This is a genomic window from Herbaspirillum sp. meg3, from assembly GCF_002257565.1.
Classification (GTDB): domain Bacteria; phylum Pseudomonadota; class Gammaproteobacteria; order Burkholderiales; family Burkholderiaceae_D; genus Herbaspirillum.
In genome coordinates, this window is sequence record NZ_CP022736.1 from 3,713,490 (window position 1) to 3,727,071 (window position 13,582).

Consider the following 13,582-nt stretch of genomic DNA (forward strand, 5'->3'; position numbering starts at 1 on the left):
TGCAGCGGCGCCCTCGCCACCTCCACTCACATCCTGACCAGCACGGCACCCCAGGTGAATCCACCGCCAACACCTTCCATCATGACGTTGTGACCCGGCTTGACGCGACCGTCGCGCACTGCCTGATCCAAGGCCAGCGGAATCGATGCGGCCGACGTATTGCCGTGCTCATCGACCGTCACCACCATTTTTTCCAGCGGCAGGCCGAGTTTTTTGGCCGTGCCCTGCATGATGCGGATATTGGCCTGATGCGGAATCAGCCAGTCGATTTCTTTGGCATCAACCTGTGCAATCGTCAGCACTTCACGCGCGACCTTGTCCAATACGGAAACAGCCAGCTTGAATACCGCCGGGCCGTCCATGTACAGGTACGCATTACCAGCAACTGCACCGTCATTCACATTGCCGGGCACGCACAGAATGTGGCCATGGCTGCCGTCAGCATGCAATTTCGAGGCGAGAATGCCGGGCTCTTTTGACGCTGTCATGACAATAGCGCCGGCACCGTCGCCAAACAGCACGCAGGTGGTGCGATCTTCAAAATTCAAAATGCGCGAAAACACTTCCGCGCCAATCACCAGCACATTCTTGTGCGCGCCGGATTTGATGAAGCTGTCCGCCACCGACATCGCGTAGACGAAGCCGCTGCAGACCGCCTGCACGTCCATCGCAGCAGCGCCGTTGGTGATACCCAGCTTGCGCTGAACGACACAGGCCGTGCTCGGAAAACCGCCCAGATGATCCGGCGTCGATGTCGCCATGATGATGAGATCGATATCATTCGGCTGCAGCTTTGCCATCTCAAGTGCGCGCTGTGACGCCGCTACGGCGAGGTCGCTCGACAGCACGTCCGGCTCGGCATAGTGGCGCGCGGAAATCCCGCTGCGCGAGAAGATCCACTCGTCGGAAGTCTCGATGCCTTTTACTGCCAGTTGCTTTGCCAACTCATCATTGGTTACACGCTTGGGCGGCAGATAGCTGCCGGTGCCGACAATTTTGCTATAGAGAGTCATACCGTTTTCTGTTCTGTTAGTTCGGTTGATGTGGCGGCACGCTCAGCGACATGCAAGGCCTCCACCTGCGGAATCAATTCCGCCATCGTTGTCGTGATGCGCGACAACACGTCATATTTGGCCGCATCGTAAGCGCGACGGATCGCCCATTCGAACGCGTACACATCAGCGCCGCCGTGGCTTTTGAAGACCAGTCCGCGCAAGCCCAGCAAGCTGGCACCATTGTAGCGGGAAGGATTCAGCCGACGCGACAAGGCCTTGATGGCGCCGTAAGCAATCAGGGCGCCCAGCTTGTTGAAGAAGCCTTTTTTGAATTCCGTGGTGAGGACGATCTTGACGAAGCGCCCCAATCCCTCCGAAGCCTTCAGCGTCACATTGCCGACAAACCCGTCGCACACCACGATATCCGTAGTGCCCTCGAAAATATCGTTGCCTTCGACATTGCCGTAAAAATTAAGTATGCCCTTTTCATGGTCGGCATGCAGCAACTCGGCGGTCTGCTTGACCACTTCATTGCCTTTAATTTCTTCTTCGCCAACATTGAGCAGACCGATTGACGGTTTGGGCTTGCCCTCCATGGCGGAAACCAGGGCAGAACCCATCAATGCAAATTGATGTAAATGCTGCGGTTCGCAATCCACGTTGGCGCCCAGATCGAGCATGTAGGTCGGACCGTCTTTTTGATTCGGGAGAATAGTGCAGATAGCCGGGCGGTCAACGCCAGGTATCGTTTTGAGTACATAGCGGGAAACCGCCATGAGCGCGCCGGTATTGCCGGCGGAAACCGCCGCATTCGCCCGGCCGTCCTTGACCAGATTCACGGCAACGCGCATGGATGAGTCTTTTTTGCGCCGCAGAGCAACTTCAATCGGATCGTCCATAGTGACGACCTCAGATGCGTGCTGGATGTGAATCCGGGCAATATCTGCCTGCTTTTGCTTGCGCAAAACTGCGCGCAACAACTCTTCCTGACCGACCAAGATCAACTCGGCGTCAGGTTCGCGCTGCAGAAAAGAAATGGCGGCTGGGATAGTAACTGACGGGCCGTGATCGCCGCCCATACAGTCAATGGAAATTTTGATGGTCATTGTTTTGATTCAGAGCCTTGCCAACCCGCATTATGGGGCAGATTTGGCGCGATTCAAAATGACGCGCTACGCTGATTCAGCATAATAAAAAGCGGCGCCAATTAAAAAATCATTGCGCCGCGTTCCGCCTTAACAGCAATCCCGATTACTCGTCGTTCTTAGTCTTCAGAACTTTACGACCACGGTAGAAACCGTTCGGGCTGATATGGTGACGCAGGTGTGTTTCACCAGTTGTCGGCTCGACTGCCAGCGGTGGCGCTGTCAGGAAATCGTGTGCACGATGCATACCGCGCTTCGATGGGGTCTTTTTGTTTTGCTGAACAGCCATGATAACTCCTAAACCTTAAGTTCTAAAATTTTAACATATCCGGCTAGCAAATTGACTGACCAACCGAGAATCCGTACTTTGACAAGCCCAAAAGCTTGCCACCAACAATTACTGCTTTAAATTCTTCAATACCGAAAACGGAGAAACTTTCTCTGCCACAACCGCCTCAGCTGCAACATGACCGGGACACACATCGTGCTTGGGCGCCACCGGCAAAGCCAGCAAAGCCTCATCCTCGACCAGAACACTGACATCCAAGGCTGCGTCGCCGACAATGACATCAATCTCATCATCATCAAGCTGCTCTTCGATGGCGTCCGCAGCATCTTCATTCTTGGCCAGCACCAGCTTCGAATCAGACGTCATCTGAAATGGCATCGACGTCAAACAACGCTGACAGACCAGATTAACCTGACCAGAAATAGAGAGACTCAATTGCGGATGCCCGAGCTTGTCGACACCGCCGCTCAACGACCACTTAATTGCGCCGGAGCGATCAACCGTTTCACTGGCAAGACGCGCCAGATCGGCTACCGATAACTCGCCTTCGGCGTGCTCTTTGAGCCGACTAAATTCAAATGCGTCGATCACAAAAGTGCTCATGGCGAAAGCAGAATCCGGAAAACCTGCGATAATACCAGCGTTTTCCCTTATTCGTCAAAGTGTTAGCGCATTTTTAGCAAACACTTCCACCCTGTTGTCGCATAATGCACAATTCCTCGCCTCTCCCCCACCTGATTCTGGCCTCCAGCTCAACCTACCGGAAAGAGCTGCTATCCAGACTGCAACTGCCTTTCGAAGCGATTTCACCCGATATCGACGAGACGCCCGCAGCAGGAGAAAGTCCCGAAGCCACCGCCTTGCGCCTGGCCCGACAAAAAGGCGAAGCCATCGCAAAGACCAGCCCGAACTCGCTTATCATCGGCTCCGACCAGGTAGCCACGCTTGATGGTGAACAAATCGGCAAGCCGGGAAATCACGACAATGCCCTGAGGCAACTGATCCGCATGCGCGGCCGACGCGTGACATTCCATACAGCATTATGTCTGCTGGACAACCGCAATCCCGGTGAGCCAGTCATACAAATCGAGAATATCCAGACTTTCGTCACCTTCCGCGACCTTCCCGATGCCGAGCTCGATGCCTATTTGCGCATTGAGCAACCATACGACTGCGCCGGCAGCGCCAAAAACGAAGGTTTGGGGATCGCCATCCTCGAAAAAATCGAGAGCACCGACCCTACCGCCCTGACCGGCCTGCCCATGATTGCCCTGACCAGCATGCTGCGCAAGGCAGACATGCCGTTTTTCGGCATCTCCAATAGCACTCACGCCTGATCAGTAATAAAAACAAGTCGCGCAATGCAATAAGGGGCAAAAGCCCCTTATTGTCGACGCCGGCTCAGAGACAAAATCTCTGAAACCAATCAGTGCTTATTTGAACGTAATCAGATCGCCGCGGCTAAGGGTAACCTTCTTGTCCGCCAACGGCGTGTTGGTCGCATTGATAAAGCCAGGCTGGTTCAGCACCTGATAACGTGCCACCTGCGTACTGATGGGGGCCGGGCTGGAAATGCCATCCTCCGCCACCACGACGGTGAACCCACGCGTATTGGCATGGAAGGACGTGTACATCACTGCGCCATTGGCCGCACTGCCGACGATCACCAGCGTCTCCGCCTTGACTTGCTTCAGGAGCTCCTCCAGATTGGTGCCGGTAAATTTGTTGGCGCGTGTCGAGACCACAGGTTCGCCCGGCTGCGGCGCAACCGCCGACAACATTGGCGGCGGGCCGGACGGGCTGACGGTAGTCGAATACAAAACGGGGACCTTGGCTGCACGCGCCTTGTTGATGAGCGACACGATTGCCGGCACGGTGGCGAGGCAAGCAGGATTAGGCTGACACACTGCCGAATTGATATCCAATACCAGCAATGCAGTCGTGCCGGCAGCCAGCGTCACCGGCGCAGCAGCAGGAATTTCCGGCAGCGTATTTGCACCGACTGTCGCGGGCGCACTAGTCGGGACAGCACTACAGGCCGTCAACGCGACGAGCAAGAGCGCCGAAGCGGCTTGATAGGCAAAACGTTTTTGCATCATGTTTGCGACTCCTTAAATGGGATGTACTTCATCATCAATGACATTGGCATACAGGCGGGCAGTTTATTTCTGGCGACGCGGATAACCCTCGGCGGTAATACGCTTCCAGACCACATCTTTTTCTTCCTCGGTCATGAATACCCAGTGCGCCACTTCAGACACGGTACGACCGCAGCCGCGACACACATCATCAAAAGTTGTTGAGCAGACTGCAACACAAGGGGTATCTGGGCGTTCCGGGGGAGTTTGGGACATGGATATCTTTACGAGGACTACGTGATAACTGGCCGACATCTTACCAAGAAGCGGAGCCGCAGTCTTTTGGGGCAAATTTTAGGCAAAAAAAAGCCCGCGAACCAGAGGTTGCGGGCTGAATCCAATTTCTTAAGGAGGAAAATTGGAGGAGACAGGTGCAACTATAGCGATCACCTCCACCCTCGTCTGCTTTATTGTTCCAATAGCAGATATTCACAAATCCAATAACTTGTACACAAACCCTTAGCTCGCGTACTCCGCAACCGGTGCCATCGACACGGTCGGCTTTGGCGGATCGCCCTTACGCTGGCACGCCGTCGTCAGCAGGACGGCAAATAAAACTGAAATCAGAGCAGCTTGGCGCATGGCGATCTCCTGTATTTTGCATCTGTAATCTGTACGACGTTTTTGCTGCACACGTCCCCATCATTTTAGACGCCCTCAGATTGAATCGTTCGATCTCCGTTGGCACCAACCGCAGTCAACCTCAGCAATTCCCTGCGCCACCATCAAGATGCCACCATCCGCAAGCCGGCTGAAGCGCGCGTCAGATTATTGACGTACAGCGCTGCCACCATATCCGCCTGCGTCACCATACCCGCCAGACGCTTTTCATCATCGATCACCGGAATCTGATGCACACCTTCGTCAGCCATCAGCGGCACCAATTGCACGATAGGCAAGCTCACCGACGCAGTCCTTACCTTGGCACTCATGATTTGCCCGACAACTTCCGGCTTGATGGAATGCGTATGCGGTGTGCGCTGCAGGAACGCACGCAACTTATCACCCAAACTCAAATAGTCGTGCGGGCCGGCGTGATGAAGAAAGTCCGTTTTGGTAACAATGCCGATGACCCGGCGCGCCCTGTCGATTACCGGCAAAGCCTGCAAGCGATGCTCCCGCATCAAACGCCAGGCATCCGCCAACTCAGTCGAAAATTCGACAGCAACGACATCGCTCGACATGATGTCCGCGCAGACCGTTTCGCCAAAGCGGCGGCGATAGGCCTCCATCTCCGTTTGCAAAAAGATCGCCTCAAGATCGTCCCGACTGATATCCAGCACCTGGTTATAACGCCGCAGCACTGCATCAAGATCGTCGTGAGAAAAACCGAGGCGCGCTGTCGGCGCGGCATCGGCCGTACCGTGCGTATTGTTGCGATGCTCGTTTTGCTGAGCATGCGGATAACGGCGGCGCGTCGCATTGTTGAAAAACAAGGCCATCGCCAGCAGCAAAAACGAATTGAGCAGCACAGGCGTCATGACGAATCCATATCCCATCGCATGCACCGCAGGCCCACCGAGCACGGCGGTCAACGCTACCGCGCCACTGGGAGGATGAATACAGCGCAGCGCAAACATGCAGGCGATGGCCAGCGCGATCGCCAACGCCGCCGCCAATGCAGGCTCCGCCACCAGCTTTGCACATGACACGCCCACCAGCGCCGACACCAGATTGCCGCCGATGATCGACCATGGCTGCGCCAGCGGACTGGCCGGGACAGCGAACAGCAATACCGCCGACGCCCCCATCGGAGCGATCAACCATACCGTCGCCGCCTCATGCGGCAGAATCGACAGGCTCAGCAGTCCCGTGAGCAAAATCCCGAACAAGGCGCCCACACTGGCGCGCATGCGCTCAAAGCGGTCCACCGCCGATCGTTGCGGAACAAAACTCCTCAGCCATTGCAGGATAGAATCGCGCATGCCCCAACCCATTCTTGAACGTAGTCAAAAAGCCAGAAACCGTAATTACATCACAAGATGATATATTTTGCTGCGACAAGGCATTACTATGCTGAATTGCCGGGATACAAGCCCCACCTCATCCGCTCCGCCACACCAACAATGAAAACACCCTCACGCCTGCAAAAAGACGATTTCGAAGCTCTTTCGGAATTTCGCTACCAATTGCGCCGCTTCATCCGTTTCAGTGAAGATGCAGCACAAAGCGAAGGACTCACACCGCTGCAATATCTGCTGATGCTGCATATCAAGGGATTTCCGGGACGTGATTGGGCCAGCATCAGCGAACTGGCTGAGCGCTTGCAGTCACAGCATCACGGCGTCGTAGCATTGGTGACGCGGTGCGAAAAGGCGGGATTGGTGACGCGTACCCAAGACGACAAGGACAAACGCCTGGTGCAGGTGAGACTGACGGACATCGGAGAGCAGTATTTGCATCGACTGGCTGAGCTGCATCGTAACGAGCTGCACTCATTGTCCAGCGTCTTTCAGGTATCGCATATCTCGGCCTTCAACGACCGCGACTAAGCCCTGCCGACAGCACCAAGCACGACTGAGTAAGCAAACCATCCGCGCGACACTAGCTTGCGCGCACAACCTGATTACGCCCGTTATTTTTTGCGACGTAGAGTGCTTCGTCAGCCAGACGAATCATGTGATCAAGACTTTCCGCACCGACAAGCGCGCTGACGCCGAAGCTGGCGGTAATGGAAATTGGCGTGCCGTCTTCGGCAGCAATGGTATGCCCCGCCAATGTCGCGCGCAGCTTTTCCGCCACCACCAACGCCTGCTCCAGATCCGCCTCCGGCAGCAGGATGATGAATTCCTCTCCACCGTAGCGCGCGAGAATATCCACCTTGCGCAACAGCTGCGCGATCAGTTGCACGGCATTGCGCAAAATACTGTCACCGGCAAGATGACCGTAGCTGTCGTTGATGCGCTTGAAGTGATCGATATCCAGAAGAACAAGTGCAAGATTGCGCTTATAACGCTGCGCCACCGCCAACTGCTGCTCACTGTGCGCGAAGAACGCGCGGCGGTTGAGTACCCCCGTCAGAAAATCCGTATTCGACGACACCTGCAATTGCTGAATCAGCATCTCGCGCTCGCCGGCGAGACTGATACGCTCCAGGCTTCTCGCCTTCAAGACCTGCAGTGCTCGCAGCATGTCGCCGATTTCATCCTGATAGCGCGCCTGAGGAATCTCCACCTCAAGATTGTCGACCGCCAGCCCGGTCACCAGTGTCGTTGCCCGTAGAATCGGCGCCAACACGCGCTGGCGCACCAAATACATCAGCACGAAGAAAAAAATCACCGCCACCATCGCCATGACAACTGTCGCAATCAGATAGTTGCGCGCCTGGCGATTGCGAATTTCCGCATCGCGAATCAGATCGGACAGAATGACATCCCGCAAACGCAAAATAGATGCCATCGGCGGGACATAACGCGCAGCCAATTCGGCCGTCGTCAATTCATAGCCGCCGGAGATCAGCCCCACCTGCAACAACTGACCTAAAATCGGCAAACCCTTGCCGAAGTATTGCGCATCAAGATCAGACAACGCCGCGTTATACGCCGGGTTATTCCTGTAAGCACGCATCTGAATGTTGAGCAAGGAGCGCAATTGCTCGATACGGCCATAGAGTTTGCCGATTTCGATAACTTCATCCTTGGTCAACGGACGCTGGGTAACGATGGGCGCAGTAAATTTCGAGCCGACCTGTCCCGCATATTCGCGCAGGCTCGACGCCACGCGCATGCCGGTCAGACCGTCCAACAACTCAGGATCGGATTGGATCGCGATGCTCGTCAAATCGGCAACGGCTGTCACAAAAGGGGGAATCAGATCGATCATGCCGCTGACCGCCACCGAGACTTCATCCGAAGAGCGCTGAGAACGCGGCAACTCAACCTGGCGATCCACATTAGAGCGGGCCGGCTCCAGCGCAGCCTTGACGTATTCGATATTGCGGATGGCCGGGGCATAGCGCACGTCGGCATCTGCACGCAAGGCGTTGAGCAAGACAGCGATGGACTGGTCAGTTTGCGCGCGTGCAGCCTGAAGTTTTTGGGACAACTGCGGCAGGTCGGCGATCTCTCCACCCATCAGCGCATTTGACGGACCTCGTTCGATGGAGGTCTTTTCCATGGCAATCATGATGAGCTGCACCACCCGCACGGTTTCGACGCTGCGAGCGCCGCGGCGATACTGGCCCCACTCGCTGGAGACAATCCTTGCGGTCAGAGCAAGCAAAATCAACATGAGTGCAACCGAGATTAACCAGAACAAGCGATTCAGCGACATCTTATTACCTTCGAAATACCCGCAGAATGGTGAAAATTGCAAATTAATCAACTTTCAACGACCGCCATTATAGGGTAGCAGTCCGCAATTGCTCATTCTTCAGGCACAAAGCAACAAACCCAGCCCTAAATAAAGCCAGCAATGATCCAGGCGCAATAACAACAAGAATCAATTTTTCTGAAAGCAGCAGAGGCAACAAATGCGATAGGCCCACAGCATGCCTGCAATCGATCGGCAATGGATCTGAAATAACCGCGCACAGTCTGGACAGCAAAACGCCCGCATAAAGCGGGCGTTGCTTGTATCTTGGCGGAGAGGGTGGGATTCGAACCCACGGTACGGGAAACCGTACGCCTGATTTCGAGTCAGGTACATTCGACCACTCTGCCACCTCTCCGGTTAACCTAGTCGAAATTACTGCCCGAGGGCAGCAAAGCAAAAGATTATAGCAGAACCATTTTAAAGATGGAAATAGGTCTGTACTGTTTTTCTATAAATTTTATTCCCGATGCGTTCAGAAAACATGTCGAAAATAATTTACGTATCATCATCTTGTCATAAATCTCCACTAGGATCAGACGTTGCCCGCCGCTCGGATGTGGCATTCATACTTACTGATGGTTGGACCCCGTGGACCTGACAATGGCACCTTTTGCCGCACATGATTTCGAAAGCAGCCTTCCGCCCTTCCCTGCCGCGCATGCCGGCGAGGCAGACGGTATCAGCCATGCTCGCCAAACAGAAGAACAGCAAGATTCGCAACTGCTGTCTCATCTTCATGAAATCATTGCGCAACGGAGCCTGACAGCCCTTTTCCAGCCGATCATTCGCATGCGCAGCGGCGAGATCGTCGGCTACGAAGGCCTGATCCGCGGCCCGTCCAATAGCCCTCTGCATTCGCCGTTGAATCTGTTCAAAGTCGCGCGCGCCAACAAGTTGTCGGTGCAGGTCGAGCATCTGTGCCGTCATATCGTCATGGCGCAGTTCGCGCAGTCCGGCTTACCGGGGAATCTGTTTCTCAACGTCAGCCCCGGCGCCCTGGTGCAACCGGAAGCCATCCAGGGCGAAACACTGCGCCATCTGGAAAAACTCGGCATCAACCCGCAACGCATCATCATCGAGCTGACTGAAAACGAACCGACCTACGACTACCAGTTGCTGCGTAACGCCGCCATGCACTACCGCGACATGGGATTTCAGATTGCGATCGACGATCTTGGCGAAGGGTTTTCCAGCCTGCGCCTGTGGTCGGAATTGCAACCGGAATATGTCAAAGTCGATATGCACTTCATCCAGGGCATCAACAACGACCCGATGAAACTCCAGTTCGTGCGTTCCATTCAGGAAATCGCCGAAAAGTCCGGCTCCATCGTCATCGCCGAAGGCATCGAAACACAAGCTGAATTGCTGACCATTCGCGACCTCGGCATCGCCTGCGGCCAGGGTTATCACATCGCGCGGCCGCACGCCAATCCAAAGACCGTGGTCGGCGATGACATCAGCAAGATCCTGCGCCGCGACAAGGTGCCGCTGGTCACACAAAAACATGGCCCGACCAAAAAGAGCGCCACCGTCTTCAAGCTGCTGCGTGAAACACGCTATGTATCCCCTGTCGTCCCCAACGACGAAGTTTACGACCTCTTCGTCAACGACCCGCAATTGCAGGCTTTGCCGGTCGTCAGCAACGGCATTCCGGTTGGTCTGATCAATCGCTATAGCATGGTGGAACGTTTCGCCCGCCTGTACGGCCGCGAACTGTACGGCAAAAAGTCCTGCACCTTCTTCATGGATCCGAATCCGCTGTTGACCGAGCAAGACACCAGCCTGCAAGACCTCAGCCACATGCTTGTGCAAGCCGAATCGCATCACTTGTCGAACGGCTTCATCATCGTCGATCAAGGGCAATATGTCGGCATGGGCACCGGTCACGATCTGCTGCGCGAAATCACGCAGATGCAAATCGAAGCAGCGCGCTACGCCAACCCGCTGACGCAATTGCCCGGCAACGTGCCGATCAACGAACATATTGAGTTCCTGCTGCAGAGTGGCGTGGAGTTTTGCATCTGCTACTGCGACCTGGATCATTTCAAACCCTTCAACGATGTCTACGGCTATCGCAAGGGCGACGACATGATTCAGCTGACCGGCCGCACGCTGAGCCAGTATTGCGACCCGCAACTCGACTTCATCGGCCACATCGGCGGCGACGATTTCCTGATCATGTTCCAGAGCGAGGATTGGGAATATCGCTGCCAGGCAATGCTGGACGCTTTCAGCACGGCCTCACAGAGCTTCTACTATATGGAAGACAAGGAGCGCGGCGGCTACTACAGCGAAGACCGCCAGGGCAATCGGGTACTGCATCCATTGGTCAGCCTGTCGCTGGGCGCGGTCAAGATCGAACCTTCGCAATATTCTTCGCCGCACCAGATCGCCTCGGCTGCCACCAAAGCCAAGAAGCAAGCAAAGAAAACACCCGGCAACAGCCTGTTCATTGAGCGGCGCGTTCCGGCAACTTTCTCGTGGGCAATGTAAACGATCACAAATCCCTTCGCAGTCCGATGCGCACGACAAAAAAATGGCTGATGCCCCTGCGGACATCAGCCATTTTTTCATCACCGGGCCAGGATTACGGCGCCAGCTTTTCCAAGCCGCCCATGTAAGGACGCAGCACTTCTGGAATCACCACACTGCCGTCGGCTTGCTGGCCGTTTTCCAGCACTGCGACCAACGTACGGCCGACCGCCAGGCCTGAACCATTGAGCGTATGCACCAACTCAGGCTTGCCCTGGGCGTTACGGAAACGCGCTTGCATGCGGCGCGCCTGAAAGGCTTCGCAATTCGATACCGACGAAATCTCACGGTAAGTGTTTTGCGCCGGCAGCCAGACTTCAATGTCGTAAGTCTTGGCAGCGCCGAAGCCCATGTCGCCGGTGCATAGCGTGATCACGCGGTAAGGCAGGCCGAGCTTCTTGAGGATGTTTTCGGCGTGGCCGAGCATTTCTTCCAGCGCCTCGTAGGATTTCTCCGGATGCACGATCTGGACCATTTCGACCTTGTCGAACTGATGCTGGCGAATCATGCCGCGCGTGTCGCGGCCGTAGCTGCCCGCTTCGGAACGGAAGCATGGGGAATGCGCCGTCATCTTCAGCGGCAGTGTGTCGCCGGCAACGATCTCGTCGCGCACCAGATTGGTCAGCGGCACTTCGGCTGTCGGGATCAGATACAACGCTGTGTTGTCGCTGGTATCGCCTTCCTGGCCGCCCTTCTTCGCCGCAAACAGATCGGCTTCAAACTTCGGCAACTGGCCGGTACCGCGCAGCGAATCGGCGTTGACGATGTAAGGCGTATAGCACTCGGTGTAGCCGTGTTCCAGCGTATGCGTATCGAGCATGAACTGCGCCAGTGCACGATGCAGACGGGCGATACCGCCTTTCATGACGGCAAAGCGCGAACCGGTCAGCTTGGCGGCGACGTCAAAATCCAGACCGAGCGCAGCGCCGACGTCAACGTGATCCTTGACTTCAAAGTCGAACACCGGCGGCGTGCCGACCTTGCGTACTTCGACGTTACCGCTTTCGTCAGCTCCGGCAGGCACTGATTCGTGCGGCAAATTTGGGACGGTCAGCAGGAAATCGCTCAGTTGCGCCTGCACTTCTTCCAGACGGGTAGCCGAGGCCTTCAGCTCATCGCCGATGCCGAACACTTCCGCCATGACTGCCGATGCGTCTTCGCCCTTGCCTTTGAGCATGCCGACTTGCTTGGACAGGCTGTTGCGCTTGCCCTGCAATTCCTCGGTACGGGTCTGAATCTGCTTGCGCTCGCCTTCGAGCGCATTGAAAGCGGCGACATCGAGCTGGAATTTGCGCGCGGCCAGACGGGCGGCGACATTGTCGATGTCTTTACGAAGAAGTTGGATGTCGATCATGGAATGCCAATGTAGAAAATGCGGTAAAACCGAGATTGTACCAAGGACATTGCCTGTCCTCGCCGTCGGGCCGCTTATTGAGGGAAATAATGCGGTAAAAATAGCATCAACCGTGATCAACGACGCTCCTGCCTGCGTTACCATTGCCGCCAATCGCTCCATTACACCGCAAGACCATCACAGGAACGCGCCATGTCCGACACGCCTTCGCAGCCGCCGTTATTCGCCTACATTATCGGTTTCGCCCTTGCCGCCTGCTGCGCCATCTGGGCAGGTTCGCAATTCGCGCTGACCGGCTCCAGCTTGGGCTACGGCGTGCTGACCGGTCTCAGTTTCGGCGCCATGTTCGCCTTCGGCCAGCGCGTCAAGAATCGCCTGTTCCCGACGCCGGAATCGACCAAATGGAAGATCAATGCCGGACCGACCGCTGCTGACCTGCGCCCCGCACGCCGCGCCGCCGCGCGCGCCAAACCGATGACGGTTGCATTCGACGAAGAGTTCATCAAGACCTCGCGCGCCGGCACCGAGCTGGAAAGCATCGCCTGGCAAGACATTAACCGCATCGTCATCACCATCGGCGACGATTTCCTGCCGATGCCTTACTGGATGATTGCCACCACCAAGGGCGGCATCCGCCTGCCCAATGACACGCCGGGATTGGAAGGTCTGATGGAAGAGTTCAAGGTGAAGCTGCCGGGCTACGACAACGATGCGACCTACAACGCAGTGATCAGCGCCATGGGTGCGATGGAAGGCACGTTCGAGGTTTGGAAAAAGGCGATTCCAGCAGCGTGATCACCGAAGAGCCGCCAGGC

General features: G+C 55.9%; 14 protein-coding genes and 1 tRNA gene. 4 read left to right on the forward strand and 11 right to left on the reverse strand.

Annotated elements, in window-relative coordinates:
- Nucleotides 1-26: 26 nt before the first annotated feature.
- The 4 genes from hmeg3_RS16745 to hmeg3_RS16760 all read right to left on the reverse strand — a co-directional run bounded on the left by hmeg3_RS16745 (nucleotide 27) and on the right by hmeg3_RS16760 (nucleotide 3,032).
- Nucleotides 27-1,013, reverse strand: a complete 987-nt coding sequence (locus tag hmeg3_RS16745) for a beta-ketoacyl-ACP synthase III (protein WP_094564726.1) — start codon at nucleotides 1,011-1,013, stop codon at nucleotides 27-29.
- Nucleotides 1,010-2,101: a phosphate acyltransferase PlsX gene (gene plsX, locus hmeg3_RS16750; protein ID WP_094564727.1), complete on the reverse strand. Its 1,092-nt coding sequence runs from the start codon at nucleotides 2,099-2,101 to the stop codon at nucleotides 1,010-1,012. Before plsX ends, hmeg3_RS16745 begins: the two co-directional genes overlap by 4 nt.
- Nucleotides 2,102-2,246: 145 nt before the next feature.
- On the reverse strand, nucleotides 2,247-2,429 hold the full coding sequence (gene rpmF, locus hmeg3_RS16755) for a 50S ribosomal protein L32 (RefSeq protein ID WP_006463510.1): 183 nt from the start codon (nucleotides 2,427-2,429) through the stop codon (nucleotides 2,247-2,249).
- A gap of 108 nt (nucleotides 2,430-2,537) precedes the next feature.
- On the reverse strand, nucleotides 2,538-3,032 hold the full coding sequence (locus hmeg3_RS16760) for a DUF177 domain-containing protein (protein ID WP_198361717.1): 495 nt from the start codon (nucleotides 3,030-3,032) through the stop codon (nucleotides 2,538-2,540).
- 104 nt (nucleotides 3,033-3,136) lie between these two features.
- Between hmeg3_RS16760 and hmeg3_RS16765 the strand changes: the two genes are divergently transcribed.
- Entirely contained in the window at nucleotides 3,137-3,766 is a 630-nt protein-coding gene (locus tag hmeg3_RS16765) for a Maf-like protein (RefSeq protein WP_094564729.1), read from the forward strand.
- Nucleotides 3,767-3,862: 96 nt separating this feature from the next.
- Here the strand turns inward: hmeg3_RS16765 and hmeg3_RS16770 are convergent, their stop codons facing one another.
- From hmeg3_RS16770 to hmeg3_RS16780, 4 genes are all read right to left on the reverse strand, one after another.
- Nucleotides 3,863-4,528 (reverse strand): cysteine hydrolase family protein, encoded by a 666-nt coding sequence (locus hmeg3_RS16770; RefSeq protein WP_094564730.1) that lies wholly within the window; start codon nucleotides 4,526-4,528, stop codon nucleotides 3,863-3,865.
- 63 nt (nucleotides 4,529-4,591) lie between these two features.
- The gene (locus tag hmeg3_RS16775; RefSeq protein WP_050476674.1) at nucleotides 4,592-4,783 is read right to left on the reverse strand and encodes a DUF1289 domain-containing protein; all 192 of its coding nucleotides are present in this window, start codon (nucleotides 4,781-4,783) and stop codon (nucleotides 4,592-4,594) included.
- Between the two features lie 243 nt (nucleotides 4,784-5,026).
- Nucleotides 5,027-5,149: a hypothetical protein gene (locus tag hmeg3_RS25165; protein WP_255407474.1), complete on the reverse strand. Its 123-nt coding sequence runs from the start codon at nucleotides 5,147-5,149 to the stop codon at nucleotides 5,027-5,029.
- A 143-nt stretch (nucleotides 5,150-5,292) separates the two neighbouring features.
- Nucleotides 5,293-6,492, reverse strand: coding sequence for an HPP family protein (locus hmeg3_RS16780; protein WP_094564731.1), 1,200 nt, complete (start codon nucleotides 6,490-6,492; stop codon nucleotides 5,293-5,295).
- A 141-nt stretch (nucleotides 6,493-6,633) separates the two neighbouring features.
- Between hmeg3_RS16780 and hmeg3_RS16785 the strand changes: the two genes are divergently transcribed.
- Nucleotides 6,634-7,059: a MarR family winged helix-turn-helix transcriptional regulator gene (locus hmeg3_RS16785; protein ID WP_094564732.1), complete on the forward strand. Its 426-nt coding sequence runs from the start codon at nucleotides 6,634-6,636 to the stop codon at nucleotides 7,057-7,059.
- Between the two features lie 52 nt (nucleotides 7,060-7,111).
- Here hmeg3_RS16785 and hmeg3_RS16790 read toward each other — a convergent pair whose 3' ends face one another.
- Both hmeg3_RS16790 and hmeg3_RS16795 read right to left on the reverse strand, forming a co-directional pair.
- Nucleotides 7,112-8,839, reverse strand: a complete 1,728-nt coding sequence (locus tag hmeg3_RS16790) for a diguanylate cyclase (protein WP_094564733.1) — start codon at nucleotides 8,837-8,839, stop codon at nucleotides 7,112-7,114.
- Nucleotides 8,840-9,146: 307 nt separating this feature from the next.
- Nucleotides 9,147-9,236, reverse strand: a tRNA-Ser gene (locus hmeg3_RS16795).
- Between the two features lie 245 nt (nucleotides 9,237-9,481).
- On the opposite strand from hmeg3_RS16795, the gene hmeg3_RS16800 reads away from it, so the two are divergent.
- Nucleotides 9,482-11,374 carry a GGDEF domain-containing protein gene (locus hmeg3_RS16800; RefSeq protein WP_232511692.1) on the forward strand — a complete coding sequence of 631 codons (1,893 nt, stop codon included), beginning with the start codon at nucleotides 9,482-9,484 and terminating at the stop codon, nucleotides 11,372-11,374.
- A 94-nt stretch (nucleotides 11,375-11,468) separates the two neighbouring features.
- On the opposite strand, the gene serS is transcribed toward hmeg3_RS16800, so the two are convergent.
- Nucleotides 11,469-12,767, reverse strand: coding sequence for a serine--tRNA ligase (gene serS, locus hmeg3_RS16805; RefSeq protein ID WP_094564734.1), 1,299 nt, complete (start codon nucleotides 12,765-12,767; stop codon nucleotides 11,469-11,471).
- Between the two features lie 192 nt (nucleotides 12,768-12,959).
- On the opposite strand from serS, the gene hmeg3_RS16810 reads away from it, so the two are divergent.
- Nucleotides 12,960-13,562 (forward strand): hypothetical protein, encoded by a 603-nt coding sequence (locus hmeg3_RS16810; protein ID WP_094564735.1) that lies wholly within the window; start codon nucleotides 12,960-12,962, stop codon nucleotides 13,560-13,562.
- The last annotated feature ends 20 nt before the right edge of the window (nucleotides 13,563-13,582 follow it).

What these genes read in the sequence shown, in the direction of transcription:
- hmeg3_RS16810 (WP_094564735.1), top strand. Translation starts at nt 12,960, where the DNA reads ATGTCCGACACGCCTTCGCAGCCGCCGTTATTCGCCTACATTATCGGT.
- hmeg3_RS16765 (WP_094564729.1), top strand. Translation starts at nt 3,137, where the DNA reads ATGCACAATTCCTCGCCTCTCCCCCACCTGATTCTGGCCTCCAGCTCA.
- hmeg3_RS16780 (WP_094564731.1), bottom strand. Translation starts at nt 6,492, where the DNA reads ATGCGCGATTCTATCCTGCAATGGCTGAGGAGTTTTGTTCCGCAACGA.
- hmeg3_RS25165 (WP_255407474.1), bottom strand. Translation starts at nt 5,149, where the DNA reads ATGCGCCAAGCTGCTCTGATTTCAGTTTTATTTGCCGTCCTGCTGACG.
- hmeg3_RS16745 (WP_094564726.1), bottom strand. Translation starts at nt 1,013, where the DNA reads ATGACTCTCTATAGCAAAATTGTCGGCACCGGCAGCTATCTGCCGCCC.
- hmeg3_RS16790 (WP_094564733.1), bottom strand. Translation starts at nt 8,839, where the DNA reads ATGTCGCTGAATCGCTTGTTCTGGTTAATCTCGGTTGCACTCATGTTG.
- hmeg3_RS16775 (WP_050476674.1), bottom strand. Translation starts at nt 4,783, where the DNA reads ATGTCCCAAACTCCCCCGGAACGCCCAGATACCCCTTGTGTTGCAGTC.
- hmeg3_RS16800 (WP_232511692.1), top strand. Translation starts at nt 9,482, where the DNA reads ATGGCACCTTTTGCCGCACATGATTTCGAAAGCAGCCTTCCGCCCTTC.
- hmeg3_RS16785 (WP_094564732.1), top strand. Translation starts at nt 6,634, where the DNA reads ATGAAAACACCCTCACGCCTGCAAAAAGACGATTTCGAAGCTCTTTCG.
- hmeg3_RS16760 (WP_198361717.1), bottom strand. Translation starts at nt 3,032, where the DNA reads ATGAGCACTTTTGTGATCGACGCATTTGAATTTAGTCGGCTCAAAGAG.
- plsX (WP_094564727.1), bottom strand. Translation starts at nt 2,101, where the DNA reads ATGACCATCAAAATTTCCATTGACTGTATGGGCGGCGATCACGGCCCG.
- hmeg3_RS16770 (WP_094564730.1), bottom strand. Translation starts at nt 4,528, where the DNA reads ATGATGCAAAAACGTTTTGCCTATCAAGCCGCTTCGGCGCTCTTGCTC.
- serS (WP_094564734.1), bottom strand. Translation starts at nt 12,767, where the DNA reads ATGATCGACATCCAACTTCTTCGTAAAGACATCGACAATGTCGCCGCC.
- rpmF (WP_006463510.1), bottom strand. Translation starts at nt 2,429, where the DNA reads ATGGCTGTTCAGCAAAACAAAAAGACCCCATCGAAGCGCGGTATGCAT.